Annotated in this window: 12 protein-coding genes and 1 riboswitch; of the genes, 5 read left to right on the forward strand and 7 right to left on the reverse strand. The window is 62.9% G+C overall.

The window, feature by feature from the left end; genetic code table 11:
• Window positions 1-14: 14 nt before the first annotated feature.
• Window positions 15-422, reverse strand: coding sequence for a DUF2065 family protein (locus tag AC6JBC_RS00195; RefSeq protein ID WP_498024717.1), 408 nt, complete (start codon window positions 420-422; stop codon window positions 15-17).
• A 52-nt stretch (window positions 423-474) separates the two neighbouring features.
• A riboswitch (TPP riboswitch) is annotated at window positions 475-585 on the reverse strand.
• Between the two features lie 79 nt (window positions 586-664).
• Here AC6JBC_RS00195 and AC6JBC_RS00200 point away from each other — a divergent pair.
• Complete coding sequence (locus tag AC6JBC_RS00200) at window positions 665-961, forward strand: hypothetical protein (protein ID WP_498025965.1); 297 nt, start codon at window positions 665-667, stop codon at window positions 959-961.
• A 171-nt stretch (window positions 962-1132) separates the two neighbouring features.
• Here the strand turns inward: AC6JBC_RS00200 and AC6JBC_RS00205 are convergent, their stop codons facing one another.
• Entirely contained in the window at window positions 1133-2503 is a 1371-nt protein-coding gene (locus AC6JBC_RS00205) for a cytochrome P450 (protein WP_498024719.1), read from the reverse strand.
• Entirely contained in the window at window positions 2500-3627 is a 1128-nt protein-coding gene (locus tag AC6JBC_RS00210) for a tudor domain-containing protein (RefSeq protein WP_498024720.1), read from the reverse strand. The genes AC6JBC_RS00205 and AC6JBC_RS00210 overlap by 4 nt, the downstream gene beginning before the upstream one ends.
• Before the next feature lie 22 nt (window positions 3628-3649).
• Here AC6JBC_RS00210 and AC6JBC_RS00215 point away from each other — a divergent pair, with 22 nt between their 5' ends.
• Both AC6JBC_RS00215 and kdsA read left to right on the forward strand, forming a co-directional pair.
• Window positions 3650-3943 (forward strand): hypothetical protein, encoded by a 294-nt coding sequence (locus AC6JBC_RS00215; RefSeq protein ID WP_464787882.1) that lies wholly within the window; start codon window positions 3650-3652, stop codon window positions 3941-3943.
• 5 nt (window positions 3944-3948) lie between these two features.
• Window positions 3949-4776: a 3-deoxy-8-phosphooctulonate synthase gene (gene kdsA, locus AC6JBC_RS00220; protein ID WP_498024721.1), complete on the forward strand. Its 828-nt coding sequence runs from the start codon at window positions 3949-3951 to the stop codon at window positions 4774-4776.
• Window positions 4777-4888: 112 nt separating this feature from the next.
• Here kdsA and AC6JBC_RS00225 read toward each other — a convergent pair whose 3' ends face one another.
• The 3 genes from AC6JBC_RS00225 to AC6JBC_RS00235 form a co-directional block, all read right to left on the reverse strand.
• The gene (locus AC6JBC_RS00225; protein ID WP_498024722.1) at window positions 4889-6154 is read right to left on the reverse strand and encodes a glutamate-5-semialdehyde dehydrogenase; all 1266 of its coding nucleotides are present in this window, start codon (window positions 6152-6154) and stop codon (window positions 4889-4891) included.
• A 202-nt stretch (window positions 6155-6356) separates the two neighbouring features.
• On the reverse strand, window positions 6357-6983 hold the full coding sequence (locus tag AC6JBC_RS00230) for a class I SAM-dependent methyltransferase (RefSeq protein WP_464787880.1): 627 nt from the start codon (window positions 6981-6983) through the stop codon (window positions 6357-6359).
• A 150-nt stretch (window positions 6984-7133) separates the two neighbouring features.
• Window positions 7134-9428 (reverse strand): CDC48 family AAA ATPase, encoded by a 2295-nt coding sequence (locus AC6JBC_RS00235; RefSeq protein ID WP_498024724.1) that lies wholly within the window; start codon window positions 9426-9428, stop codon window positions 7134-7136.
• A gap of 336 nt (window positions 9429-9764) precedes the next feature.
• Between AC6JBC_RS00235 and AC6JBC_RS00240 the strand changes: the two genes are divergently transcribed.
• Both AC6JBC_RS00240 and AC6JBC_RS00245 read left to right on the forward strand, forming a co-directional pair.
• Window positions 9765-10646 carry a LysR substrate-binding domain-containing protein gene (locus AC6JBC_RS00240; protein ID WP_498024725.1) on the forward strand — a complete coding sequence of 294 codons (882 nt, stop codon included), beginning with the start codon at window positions 9765-9767 and terminating at the stop codon, window positions 10644-10646.
• Between the two features lie 89 nt (window positions 10647-10735).
• Window positions 10736-11899, forward strand: coding sequence for a GGDEF domain-containing protein (locus tag AC6JBC_RS00245; protein ID WP_498024727.1), 1164 nt, complete (start codon window positions 10736-10738; stop codon window positions 11897-11899).
• Window positions 11900-12034: 135 nt separating this feature from the next.
• On the opposite strand, the gene AC6JBC_RS00250 is transcribed toward AC6JBC_RS00245, so the two are convergent.
• Window positions 12035-12706: a glutathione S-transferase family protein gene (locus AC6JBC_RS00250; RefSeq protein ID WP_196225035.1), complete on the reverse strand. Its 672-nt coding sequence runs from the start codon at window positions 12704-12706 to the stop codon at window positions 12035-12037.
• Between the last annotated feature and the right edge of the window lie 32 nt (window positions 12707-12738).

Raw genomic sequence — 12738 nt, forward strand, 5'->3', positions numbered from 1 at the left:
GGTGGTGGTTCCTTTCAGGCGATGACGGTTGCGCGGCCGGTGAGGCCCGCGAGGAAGAGGAGGATGCCCAGGACAATGCTGACGGCTGCCCAGGCGCGGGTGAAGTTGAGGGACCAGCGGCCGATCCTGATGAGCGGCGCGGGGATGGCGAGCAGCAGGGCGCCCTCTATCAGTGCAACATAGCCGATCAGGCTGACGATGACGGCCAGCAGATCGGTCCAGATGCTGTGGATGAGGACGAGAGCCGTGCCGACGACGAAGACGGGGAAGCCGAGCGCCATGACGAGGCCGGGCGAGCGCTCCAGATCATCCACCATCGCTCGCCAGCGGGACGGCGCCATGAGGCCGCCGATGCCGACGACGATCATGTACAAGCCGATGGCTTCGGACAGGCGCAGGGTGAGGATGGAGATGGTGTCCATGGCAGCTCCGTCCTCCTCTTCTTCGCTGGGCGGAAGGAGGATGCGGACATGCCTGTGACAAGCCCTCCCTCCCTACGCCGGTCTCATCCGGATCAGGTTCAACGGGTCGCAGCCACATCAGCCGCCTCTCAACCGCTTGTGAGCGGTCCCCCGGGGATTGGGAGGCGATAGCGGAAATGTGCAGGCGACGCCAGCCCATTGCGCTGGACATAAGGGGCGCTTTGCCGCTTTTATGGCAGGCGATGAAGCATCATGATCTGTCCACCAAGGAAGGGCGCAAGGCGCACCGGCATGAAATGCGCATGGTGGCTGTGCGGCCGAGGCGCTGGGGGCTGTGGCTGCTGACGGCGGGGTATCTGCTGGTGCTGACGCCGTCGGCGCTGGATGTGCATAGCCTGTTCGGGCTGTGGCCGCCGATGTTGGGAGCGATTTGCGTGATGATCGGCGTGCCGTTGCTGGTGGCGAGCGTGGTGTTGAAAAGGCGCTATGTGCAGCAGCGGACGATGGGGCAGGCGATGGTGGGGCGGATCAGGGGGTAGGCCATGGTCTGCGGTGTAGTCTTATTCCCCTCCCGCAGGCGGGAGGGGTTAGGGGTGGGCGCGAGCGGAGCGAGCTCCTGGGTTAGCCGCTGAAGACCTCACGGACGTTGCGCTGACCCACCCCCTAGCCCCCTCCCGCCTGCGGGAGGGGGAACATCATGCCTCAACCGCTCAACGCATCGCCTCGAACATCAGCTTCATCCCCGTTTTCGGCCTTATCGTAAGGCGGCTGATCGGCTCGGGTTTGAACCCTTCCGGCACGGACAGGCGATAGCGGCGCAGGACGCTGGCGATCACGGTCATCACCTCCTGCTGGGCGAAGCCCGCGCCGACGCAGACGCGGGGGCCTCGGCCGAAGGGGAACCAGGCCTGTTTCACCATCTCGGCATTGGCGGGATCGTCGAAGCGGTCGGGATCAAAGCTGTGCGGGCAGCCCCAATTATCCTTGTTACGCTGCGTGAGCCAAGGCGCGACGACGAGCATCGCGCCTTCCTCCAATTGCTTGTCGCGCATCGGCATCGGGCAAGGCACTTCGCGCGGGAAGAAGGCGACGGGGGGATAGAGGCGCAACGTCTCGCGGAAGATGTTGCGGACATGTCCCATGTCTTTGAGCATCGCGGCGGTGAGCGGCGCGTTGCCCGCCAGCGCCAATATTTCCGCCCGTGCGGCACCTTGGATATGGGCGCATTCGGCCAGCATGTAGAGCGCCCAGGTCATGGTGCTGGCCGATGTTTCATGGCCCGCGAGGAAGACGGTCGAGACCTGATCCATCACCTGCTGCAGGGTAAAAGGCTCCCCGGTTTCGGGATGCTTCGCCTCGATCAGCGATTGGAGGATGTCCTTGTGCGGTGACTCTCCGCGCTGGTGAAAACCGTGATAGCGGGCCTGGACAATCGGGCGGAAGACATCGTGGATCGCTTTGGCGGGCTTGAGCGATCGCTTTTCGAACCAGCGCGCGGGGAAGCCATAGAGACGCAGCATCGATGCGCTGTGGGCGTAACGCTGGAACTTGCCGAAGGCGTTGTGGATAATGTTGGAGCGATGCTCGTCCAAAGCTTCGGAAAAGAGCGTGCGGAAGATGATGTCGGCCGCCACGTGGGTCATCATCGGGTCGATATCGACGGGCTTGGTGCGGTCAGCGGCATCGATGCGCGCGAGCAGATCGTCGGCGGCCGCGACCATCAGCGGCATGGACCGGTGCAGCGCCGTATGGGCAAAGGCCGGGTTCACCATGGCGCGCTGGCTTTCCCAATCCTCGCCATTGGCGGAAAAAACGCTGTTGCCGATCAGCGGCGAAAGGTTGCGGACCAGTTCGCGGTGCTTGGGAAAGGCCGTGCCGCCGCGCAGCACCTTGTCCACCAGCGGCAGTTCGTTGGCGATATACATGATCTGGCCGGGCATGCGGATTTCGCCCAGCTTCATCGTATAGCTTTTTTCGAACAGCACATGGATCCAGCTGTGCCAGCCGCGCAGAAAACGCTTCATCAGGCCGCGTTTGGTCCGGGGCGGCTGTGGATAGGGAGGCGTGAAAGGTTCGGTCACGGGATGGCTCTGAATGCGGCGATGGCTTGATCGATCGTGCGGCGGCCAGCGGTCAAGCTGACATAATCGACCGGCGACAGGCGATCGCCGACGCGCAGATAGTCGAAATGCGCTTCATATTTGTTCGACCAGCCGCTGTGATAATTTTCCGGATCGTAAAAGAGGTGGAAGCGCGGCGAGAGTAGATCGACGCGGGCGGCGCAGCGATCCGACACAAGGCGGATGGGGTGGACGTCGTGATAGGCGGCGCCATCAGGTGGGGCGGAGAAATCGACGAGGCGGAACTGCCCCTCGTCCAGCGCTTTCAGGTCGGCATGATACCAGCGTGCGTCCTTGCGCAGGGCGATGACGGGGACGACTTGGCCCAGCGTCAGGGCGGTGAAGTTGTGCGGCAGCGGTCTGCCCTCGTGCAGGTCCAGGATGCGGCGAAGGACGCTCATGGCGTAGATGGTGCCGTTGCTGTGAGATGCGAAGATGACTTCGTCCCACGGGCCGTCGATCTCCTGCGCAATGCGGGCGGCGAACTGATCGAGGCGGGCATCCATTTCCTCGCCGGGACCGCGCGCGGCGACGCTGTGGTTGTAATACATGAAGCGCAACAGCCAGGGGACAATTAGTTTGTTAAGCAATCGACCCGAAAGCAGGGTGCTGATGCCGATGCCGATCAACGCCGCCGCCCAGAAGGGCATGAGCAGTGACAGCAGCAAAGCGGGGATCAGTGCCAGTGCGAGCGGGATCAGGATGGCGAGTAGCGGCGGGTAGAGGATGGTGATGACCGGGCCGGGCCGCAGCTTTCGCATCCGCAGGAACTGCATGTGGCGGGCGTGGGCGGCGTAGGTAGCGATCGATCGCCATGCGAGAAGCAGCGGATTGCGGATCCACACCTTGCCGACCAAATCCTCCCAGCGGAGGAATTCATAGTCGGTTTCGACGCCGGCGCTGTGGTTGGTGACGGTCCAGATGGCGGAGGAGGCCGGGCCTGACCGGCGCGCGCTTACCTCCACCTGCTCGCCGGAGAGGCGCGCATAGCGCTCCGCCTGCTCACGATAGAGTTGGTGATAAAAACGCACCCCGCGCGGATCGAAACCGCCAAGGTAGAAGACTTTACGCTTGAACTTTTGCATGGCCCCTGTTCCACATCGGGCCATGACGACACCCGAACGCGACTACTGCTATTTCATAGATCACCGCAAATACAACCGAAACATCGGCTGCCGGAAACATGACAATGCCTATGGCATCAATGGCGGCGGCAGCGAGCGGGACCGGTGGCGGGCGGACTTTGCCTTTTACCGGCACATGCGCGACAATGGCGATCCGATGGCGCTGCCTGCGCTGCTTGCCTGCCTGGTGTGCGGCTGGTTCTGCTGGAACTATCATCCGGGCAAGGGGCTGTGGCGGGGACAGCTCTTGCGCCGTTTTGCGAAAGCGCCGAAGTGAACGGCATGACACAGCAACGCCATGTTTCGATCGGGTCGGTGACGATCGGCAACGACCTACCCTTCGTGCTGATTTCCGGCCCCTGCCAGATTGAGAGCCGCGATCATGCGATGATGATGGCGGAAAAGCTGGCGGAGGTGGCGGAAAAGGCAGGCGTGCCGTTCATCTTCAAATCCTCGTTCGACAAGGCGAACCGGACTTCAGTGTCGGGCCAGCGTGGTGTGGGGATCGATGCGGGGCTGGCGATACTGGCGGAGGTGAAGACGCAGTTGGGCTGTCCGATACTGACCGATGTGCATGAGGCGGGGCAAGTGGACGCGGCGGCGCAGGCGGTGGATATTTTGCAAATCCCGGCATTCCTGTGTCGCCAGACCGACCTTTTGCTGGCGGCGGGGCGGACAGGCGCTGTGGTGAATGTGAAGAAGGGGCAGTTCCTTGCTCCCTGGGATGTGGCGGCGGTGGCGCAGAAGGTCGCTTCGACAGGCAATGAGCGGATATTGCTGACGGAGCGCGGGGCAAGTTTTGGATACAATACACTGGTCAGCGACATGCGGTCGCTGCCGGTGATGGGGGCAACTGGTTATCCGGTGGTGTTCGACGCCACCCATTCGGTGCAGCAGCCGGGTGGGCTGGGGTCAGCTTCGGGTGGCCAGCGGGAATTTGCGCCGGTTCTGGCGCGCAGTGCAGTGGCGGCGGGCGTTGCGGCGGTGTTTGCCGAGGCTCATGATGATCCGGATCGAGCGCCTTCGGATGGGCCGGTCATGCTGCCGCTGGAGTGGATGGGATCGTTATTAGAGAAGCTCAAGGCGATTGATGAGGTGGTGAAGGGCTAATGCCCAGCCTCACCCCGTTCGCCCTGAGCTTGTCGAAGGGCTCCACTTCTTTTGAAGAAAAGTGAAGGGCTTCGACAGGCTCAGCCCGACCGGTGAGAAGTGGTCCCTTATATCAAGGCCGCGTCTGACCCGTCCCGCGCACCAGCCATTTGTAGGTCGTCAGCCCTTCCAGTGCCACCGGCCCGCGCGCATGCAGCCGCCCGGTCGAAATGCCGATCTCCGCGCCCAGCCCGAATTCGCCACCATCGGCGAACTGGGTGGAGGCGTTCCACATGACGATCGCGCTGTCGACGGCGTTGAGGAAGCGCTCCGCCTTCTCCGCGTCTTCGGTGATGATCGCGTCCGTGTGATGGCTCGCGTGAGCAGCGATATGGGCTAGCGCTTCGCCCAGCCCATCGACCAAGCGCACCGACACGATCGCGTCGAGATATTCTGTATCCCAATCCTCGTCCGACGCGGCGATGACGCGGGCGTCCATCGCCTGCACCGCCTCATCGCCGCGCACTTCGCACTTGGCGTCGAGCAGCGCCTGCACGATGGCGGGGGCCGCGGGAAAAGCCTTGTCGATCAGCACCGTCTCGGTCGCACCGCAGATGCCCGTCCGCCGCATCTTGGCGTTGACGATCAGCTTGGCCGCCATGTCCGGATCGGCCGCGCCGTCGATATAGCTGTGGTTGATGCCGTCGAGATGCGCGAGCACGGGCACGCGAGCTTCTTCCTGCACGCGCGCGACAAGGCTCTTGCCTCCGCGCGGGACGATGAGGTCGATGAAGTCCGACGCCTTGAGCAATGCGCCCACGGCGGCGCGATCCGTCGTCGGCACCAACTGCACCGCGTCGGCAGGCAGGCCCGCAGCGGCGATGCCTTCCGCCATGGCGGCGTGGATGGCGCGGTTGCTTTCCTTTGCCTCGCTACCGCCGCGCAGGATCACGGCGTTGCCCGCGCGCAGGCACAGGGCGGCGGCGTCGGCGGTCACATTGGGGCGGCTTTCATAGATGATGCCGATCACGCCCAAGGGCACGCGGACGCGGGACAGTTCCATACCGTTGGGCCGGACCTGCTTGTCGATGATGCGCCCAAGCGGATTGTCGAGGCTGGCGACCTGATCGACGCCAGCGGCCGTTGCCGCCACGCGGCTTTCATCGAGACGCAGACGATCGAGCATGGCTGGCGAGAGGCCATTGGCGGCGGCGTTTTCCACATCGCGCGCGTTCGCCGCAAGGATTTGCGGCGCCTGATCCCGAAGCGCCTGCGCGGCACGGCGCAGGGCGTCGATCTTCTGCGCGTCACTTGCGCTGGCCAGCGTCACGGCAGCGGCATGGGCGCGCGCGCCCATCGCGGCAATCAGCATTTCGGGAGTCTGGGTCAGGTCATTCATCTGGTCGAGCCTTTCGCCCGCGCCCTTAGCATGAAAGCGTCGCAGGACGAAATGCACTGGGTGGCCTTGGCTCCGCTATAGCATTACGGAGTTTATCTCGATCCAACCAATATGCCGGGTTGAGCTTGTTGAAGCCCGACACCCCCTTGAAGAGAAGAAAGGCCCTTCAACAGGCTCAGGGCGAACGGGATGGGATGATATTTCAGGCGGCCTGCGCCAGACTTTCCGCCTTCAGCGCGCGGAAGGTGCGGCATGGCGGAATGTTGCGCCATTCGACCCGCTCGGCGATCTCGTTGAACTGCCCGGCTAGCAGCCGACGGACATATGCCGAATATTGATAGACCAGAAATTCGCCGCCGGGTCGCAGCGCGCGCTGCGTTTCCGCGCAGATGAGTTCGCCCACCCCATCCGGTAGGGTGGAAAAGGGAATACCCGAGAGGATATAATCAGCCTGCCGATGCCCGGCTTCAACAATGAAGCGGCGTACGTCCGCCGCCGACCCATGCACGACCCGCAGGCGGGGATCGTCGATCTGCGCTTCGAGCCATGCGACGAAGTCGAGGTTAAGATCGATCGCCACCAGCTTCGCGTCCGGGTGCATACGCTCCAGGATAGGGCGGGTGAAGGTGCCGACGCCCGGCCCATATTCCACGAACAGGCGCGTACGCTGCCAATCCACCCGGTCCAGCATGCTGTCCACCAGCGCAGCCGAAGACGGGATCACGGAACCGATCATCCCGGGATGCTTCACGAACTGGCGGAAAAACATGCTCCACTGACCCAGGAATGACGCCGGATCTGCTTTTTTCTTCAAGGGAATGGAGGCCATCAATACTCGCCTGTTTGCCTTCACGTCTGGGCCTTGCAAATATCGGCAAGTCTGGCAAGCCGCTTTGCATGCTGGCGGGCATATTGCCCGGCCATGGGTAAGCGAACGCGCGGACTGCGGATGGGTTCAATCCGCAATCGCTCGCCCTTGTTAAGATTGTGATTGACGGGATCGGAGCATCCCCGGCGTTACAAAGCCGATGGGGTCGACCCGCATGGCGCTCTGCTTAAGTTGGGATTGAATCTTTTCATATTCATGCTCCATTTCCGGCGTCACCGAAGCGCGGGTTTCCTCAAGCGCCTCATTGAAATGCGCCTGCTCGACCCGCTCCACCGACAGGGATTGGCGCAGCGCGATCAGACCGGCGCGACGGACCAGATCCTCAAGGTCCGCGCCAGTGAACCGCTCCGTCCGTTCCGCCAGATCATCAAGGTCGACATCCTCGCCCAGCGGCATCTTGCCGGTATGGATCGTCAGGATGCGCCTGCGCCCGGCCTTGTCGGGCACGGGGACATAGATAAGCTCGTCGAAACGGCCCGGCCGCAACAGCGCCGGATCGATCAGCGTCGGCCGGTTGGTCGCGCCGATCACCACAACCGATTGCAGTTCCTCCAGCCCGTCCATCTCGGAGAGGATTGTGTTCACCACCCGCTCCGTCACCGCCGGTTCGCCAAGGCCGCCGCCACGCGCGGGGACCAGGCTGTCCAATTCGTCGATGAAGATGACCGTGGGCGCGACCTGCCGCGCGCGGGCGAACAGGCGGGCAATCTGCTGTTCGCTTTCGCCATACCATTTGGACAGCAGATCGCTGGATTTGGTCGCGATGAAGTTCGCCTGCGCCTCTCGTGCCACGGCCTTGGCCAACAGCGTCTTGCCGGTGCCGGGCGGGCCATAGAGGAGGAAGCCCTTGGCAGGCCGGATGCCGATGCGGCGGAAAGCGTCGGGGTCCTTGAGCGGCAGCTCGACCCCTTCCTTGAGCCTCATTTGCGCATCATCCAGGCCGCCAATGTCGGACCAGCCGATATTGGGCGCCTGCACCATCACCTCGCGCATGGCCGATGGCTGGACGCGCTTGATCGCCGCCATGAAGTCGTCGCGCGTGACGGACAGCTCCTCCAGCACGTCTTGCGGGATGGTGCCTTCCTCAAGGTTGAGGCGCGGCATGAAACGGCGCACCGTCTCGATCGCCGCCTCCCGCGTGAGCGCCGCCAGATCAGCGCCGACAAAGCCATAGGTCATCCGCGCGAGTTCGCCCAGATCGACACCCTCGCCGAGCGGCATGCCACGGGTGTGGATGCCCATGATCTCCCGCCGCCCACGCTCGTCCGGAACGCCGACGATGATTTCGCGGTCGAAACGGCCGGGACGGCGCAGCGCCTCGTCGATCGCTTCGGGCCGGTTGGTAGCGGCGATCACGACCAGATTGGTGCGCGGCTCCAGCCCGTCCATAAGCGTCAGCAATTGGGCAACCAGCCGCTTTTCCGTCTCGCCGGTAACGCTGCCGCGCTTGGGCGCGATCGAATCGATCTCATCGATGAACAGGATCGATGGCGCGGATTTGGTGGCTGCCTCGAATATCTCGCGCAGCTGCTTTTCCGACTCGCCATAGGCTGAGCCCATGATCTCCGGCCCGTTGATCAGGAAGAACTCAGCCTCCGATTCATTGGCGACGGCGCGGGCGAGGCGCGTCTTGCCCGTACCCGGCGGGCCATGGAGCAGGACGCCCTTGGGCGGGTCGACGCCCAGCCGTTCGAACAATTCGGGGTAGCGCAGGGGCAGCTCCACCATTTCGCGCAGCTGGTCGATCGCTTCAGCCATGCCGCCGACATCGTCATAGGTGACATCGGCGCGCCGGGACTCCTTGGGTTCCTCATATTCGGCGCGCAGGTCAATCTCGGTATCGGCGTCGATCTGGACGTAGCCCTTGGGCGTCGTGGACACCACCACCAGCCTGATTTCCTGAAGCGCATAGGCGGGCGCGGCGAGCATCTGGCGCAACTGCGGGGGCATGTCGTTTGGCGGAACCTGCTGTTGGCCTGCCGTCGCAACAATGTCGCCAGCCGCGAGCGGACGCTGGAAGAAAACACGCTTCAACGCTTCCGGATTGCCCTGAAGTCGCAGATTATTTTGTGCAGGCGCGAACACAACCCGCTGGGCCGGGCGTGGTTCGATCTTGCTGATGTGCACGAAATCGCCCGATCCAACCCCGGCATTGGCGCGCTGCAACCCGTCGAGACGAAGGACATCGAGCCCCTCATCTTCCTTATAGGGGCGGACCACGCGGGCAGGCGTCGACCGCTTCCCCACTATCTCGATCACGTCGCCCTCGGCCAGATGAAGTTCCGCCATTACCGCCAGCGGAATGCGCGCAAGCCCGCGTCCTGCGTCTTCGGGTCGCGCATTTGCTACCTGAATTCGGCGTTCCGGGCTTTCCTGTTCGGCCATTGCCATCCCCATTCTTGTCACTGCGTAACGAGATAGGAAACGCCGGTCGCCAAGGAAAGGGGCCAGCGATCATGACGGGCCGGGACAAAAAAAGGGCCGACCCGAAGGCCAGCCCGAAAAGTTTTAGGAGAGGATGCCTGAAAGGCCTTTCCTATGTGCAGTGCAGCATGGTATTTTGCAATTGCGAAAAGAACGAGACAGTTGCAAAATTTGCATCTTACCGGTTGACGCTTTTTCATGCTGGTGAAAAGAGGATGACTTGGGATAGGCCGCTCAACCTTCGAAGCGTACCGATGACGCGTCGCAACAGAGTTATGGCTTAGCTACAGATCAATTATGCGCAGACTGCCGCCCCTTACCGCCCTAGAGGCCTTTGTTCAGGTAGCCCGTCTTGGCTCGGTCAAGGCTGCGGCTGAAGAACTGGCACTGTCCACGCCCGCGCTCAGCCGCCGCGTTCAGGCGCTGGAACGATTCATCGGTCGCCCGCTGTTCGACCGCAAGCATCAGGCGTTGGAAATCAATGCCGATGGGCAGAAGCTGCTCGACGACATCGCGCCCGCGCTTGATTCGCTGAGCCAGGCGCTGGAGAATATCCAGAGCGGCGGCAACCAGCTTCGCCTGCGCCTCGCGGTGATGCCGTTGTTCGCGACGCAGCGGCTGTTCCCCCATCTGGGCGCGTTGCGGCAGAAGCATCCGCAGTTGCACATCGATATCGAAACGACGCCACATGCGGTCGCGCGGCTGGGCGAAGGGCTGGACGCCGCGATCGTGCTTGCGAAGGATATCGACCCGGCGCTCTATGCCCATGAGCTGGACCATGACGAAGTTTATCTGATCGGCCGCAAGGCGCTGCTGGAATCGCCGCAGAAGATCGCGTCTCCTGCGGACCTCGCGGAGCATACCATCCTTCTTCATCGCGACATGAACCTTTCGTTCGAGGCGTGGAAGGATGCGGTCGGATTGCCGGACCTGCAACCGCTGGCGATCGACAATTATGATTCGGGCCAGTTGATGCTGGAGGCGGCGGCGCAGGGCCTGGGCGTCGCGGTGATGCATGCAAGCCACTTCAAGGAAGCGGATGACGCACGGCTCGTTCGCCTGTTCCCCGAAACGCGGGTGGAAAGCCCCTATCGCTATTATTTCGTCTGTCGGCCCCGCGCCTTGCAGACGCGCGCGGTGCGCATTTTCCGCGACTGGCTGATCGCGGCGGACATCTGATCGACGCCAATATTGTCGGTGGACCGGGGCGGGGCTTTTTTTGACTCCCGCGCTCTTAACCTTAGTCAGTTCCATCCGTTATTACCGGCATGACTGGGGCATCATCATCCGCAAACCCGCAGCACGGCCTGGCCGATCGTCTGACTCGATGGGCTCGCGGCCTGTCGGGCAAACCGGACGCGGAGGAAGAGACGGACGACGCTGAACCCCAGCGCGCCCGTTCTGGCAGCACCGCGCATCGCGAAGTCAATCGGCGGCGCAAGCTGTATGACGAGATCGGCAATTTCCTGTTCGCGCATGATCTTGACCTGACGCCGCTGAATTTCGGCGTCGCGCATGATTATCTGACCGGGTCGCAGATCGGCGTGGAAAAGGCGATCAAGGCGGTGCTGGCCGAGCGTGGCAAGATCAGCAACAGCTGGGTCGAAGAAATCGTGGCGGAGCAGCGTGGGGACGAGGTGACGCCCGAGGCGCTGTCCACGATGCTGGCAAAGGTCGAAGAGAATCTCTCCGAATTTACCGGCCTGATGACCGAATCTCGCAATTCCGCGAAGGATTATGGCGCGGCGCTACAGGAAGAGGTGAAGGGCCTTACCGCTGGCGCGAAAAATGAACCCGTCCTTGCGCGGCTGGTAGCCCTTACGCGCTCCATGGTCGAAAAGACCCGTCAGGTCGAAGGCCAGCTACGCCAGAACCAGAAGCAGAATCATGCGCTGCGCTCCAGCCTTGCCAATGCGCGGCGCGCCGCCGAGCATGACCATCTGACGGGCCTGCCCAACCGGCGCGCTTTTGAAAGCACATTGCGCGAGGAAGTGGCGATGGCCCGAAAGGAAAGCCAGCCGCTGGCCGTTGCCTTCTGCGACATCGATCATTTCAAGGTGATCAACGACACGCACGGCCACGACACGGGCGACCGGGTGCTGAAGTTCGTTGCGGGTCTGCTGGCCAAGGCGAGCAACGACCAGTGCCATGTCGCACGTCACGGCGGCGAGGAATTCGTCATGCTGTTTCGCGGCAAGACGGCGGCGGAAGCGTGCGAGGCGGTGGACGATGTCCGGCGGGACCTTGCCACGCGCAGCCTGGTCAACCGCACCAATGGCGAGCGCATGGAACGGGTGAGCTTTTCGGCGGGCGTTGCCAATGTGCTGGCCCATGATGATCCGCGCGCGGCGCTGAAGGCGGCCGACCGGGCGTTGTACTTGGCCAAGGAGCATGGCCGGAACCGCGTCTATCTCGCGGTTGAGGGCGAATGAACGCCATGACGCCTCGCTTTACTGTCGTCGCCCCGGACTTGATCCGGGGTCCCACTTCCTTCAGCGCGCGAACGGAAGAAAAGCGGGATCCCGGGTCAAGCCCGGGATGACGAGCCGATTTTCCTTAGCCTCAGCTTAGAAATCCGGCTTTTCATAATGGGGCGGCGGGGTGATGACCTCCATCCGCTCCGACAGCAAGGGCCGGAAGGACGGGCGCGATTTGAAACCTGCATACCAGCGCTTCACCGTCTCATGCCCGGCCCAGTCTATGCCGCCCAGATAGTCCGCGACCGACAGATGCGCTGCCGCCGCGATGTCGGCGAGACTCATCGTGCCGCCCGCCATCCAGCTGCGGTGATCGAGCAGATAGTCCATATAATCCATATGGACATTGGCCCGCTTCATCGCCTCGCGCAGCACCCGCGCATCGGGCGGCGCGCGTTCGATCAGCCGTTTCTTCATCCGCTCATGAAGTAGCGGGCCGACCACATCGCCGTAGAAATTCTGGTCGAAAAAGGCGACGAGCCGCCGCACCTCCGCCCGGCCCGCAGCCGTGCCGGAGATCAGCGGGAATTTCTCGACCGTTTCCTCGAAATATTCGCAGATCGCCTGGCTGTCGATCAGCGTCGATCCCTTTTCCTGATCGACCATGACGGGCGTCGTTCCGGCCGGGTTGAGGTCCAGAAATTCGTCGCGCGCTTCCCAAGGCGATTCGCGCACAAGGTCATAGCCTATCCCCTTTTCGCCGAGCAGCAGGCGCACCTTGCGGGAGAAGGGACAAAGCGGGAATTGGAAGAGCTGCCACATGGCTTCCTGTTAAGCGGAGGCGGCGCCTGCGA

This window comes from Sphingobium sp. RC1 (assembly GCF_059738765.1).

Coding starts and splice junctions, on each gene's coding strand:
- AC6JBC_RS00245 (WP_498024727.1), top strand. CDS start 10,736: ATGACTGGGGCATCATCATCCGCAAACCCGCAGCACGGCCTGGCCGAT.
- AC6JBC_RS00200 (WP_498025965.1), top strand. CDS start 665: ATGAAGCATCATGATCTGTCCACCAAGGAAGGGCGCAAGGCGCACCGG.
- AC6JBC_RS00215 (WP_464787882.1), top strand. CDS start 3,650: ATGACGACACCCGAACGCGACTACTGCTATTTCATAGATCACCGCAAA.
- AC6JBC_RS00225 (WP_498024722.1), bottom strand. CDS start 6,154: ATGAATGACCTGACCCAGACTCCCGAAATGCTGATTGCCGCGATGGGC.
- kdsA (WP_498024721.1), top strand. CDS start 3,949: ATGACACAGCAACGCCATGTTTCGATCGGGTCGGTGACGATCGGCAAC.
- AC6JBC_RS00230 (WP_464787880.1), bottom strand. CDS start 6,983: ATGGCCTCCATTCCCTTGAAGAAAAAAGCAGATCCGGCGTCATTCCTG.
- AC6JBC_RS00195 (WP_498024717.1), bottom strand. CDS start 422: ATGGACACCATCTCCATCCTCACCCTGCGCCTGTCCGAAGCCATCGGC.
- AC6JBC_RS00210 (WP_498024720.1), bottom strand. CDS start 3,627: ATGCAAAAGTTCAAGCGTAAAGTCTTCTACCTTGGCGGTTTCGATCCG.
- AC6JBC_RS00235 (WP_498024724.1), bottom strand. CDS start 9,428: ATGGCCGAACAGGAAAGCCCGGAACGCCGAATTCAGGTAGCAAATGCG.
- AC6JBC_RS00240 (WP_498024725.1), top strand. CDS start 9,765: ATGCGCAGACTGCCGCCCCTTACCGCCCTAGAGGCCTTTGTTCAGGTA.
- AC6JBC_RS00250 (WP_196225035.1), bottom strand. CDS start 12,706: ATGTGGCAGCTCTTCCAATTCCCGCTTTGTCCCTTCTCCCGCAAGGTG.